The following is a 663-nucleotide window of genomic DNA, read 5'->3' on the forward strand; positions in this document are numbered from 1 at the left end:
TTAGAGAGAACCTATAATATATCTGATGGTTGTCCTGCCAATGACTTTACAGTAACCATCACGCACTCTGGCTCTGACCAGGATAATCCTGTCATTACAATTGAAGCTAGTAATGTAGTTGTTGAATGTGATGGCTCTGGAAACAATGGCCAAATTCAAGCATGGTTAGATAGTCATGGTGGTGCAATAGCTTCTGATGATTGTCCAGCAGATTTAATTTGGACTAATAATTATGGTGGTGCGGCTTCAGACTGTTCAACTCCAATTGAAGTGATTTTTACAGCTACAGACGCTTGTGGAAACTTTGTAACAACTTCAGCCACCTATGCTATTCAAGATACAACGGCTCCTACAATTGATACAGATGCTGCTGATAGCACTGTGGAATGTGATGGTGCTGGAAATACTGCTGAATTCAATGCTTGGTTAGACTCCAATGGTGGTGCTACTGCAACAGATGATTGTAGTGCTATTAATTGGTCGAACGATTTTACAAGTTTAAGTGATGATTGTGGTGCTACTGGAACTGTAACTGTGATTTTCACAGCTACTGATGGATGTGGTAATTCGTCTTCAACAACAGCTTCATTTACTATTGAAGATACAACAGCTCCAACAATTGATACAGATGCTGCTGATAGCACTGTGGAATGTGATGGTGCT

Annotated in this window: 1 pseudogene; it reads left to right on the forward strand. The window is 40.4% G+C overall.

The window, feature by feature from the left end:
- Positions 1–663 (forward strand): annotated as a pseudogene (locus AAFP94_RS14870) (hypothetical protein); the annotation flags it as partial.

The organism is Gilvirhabdus luticola (genome assembly GCF_040117515.1).
GTDB lineage: Bacteria > Bacteroidota > Bacteroidia > Flavobacteriales > Flavobacteriaceae > Gilvirhabdus > Gilvirhabdus luticola.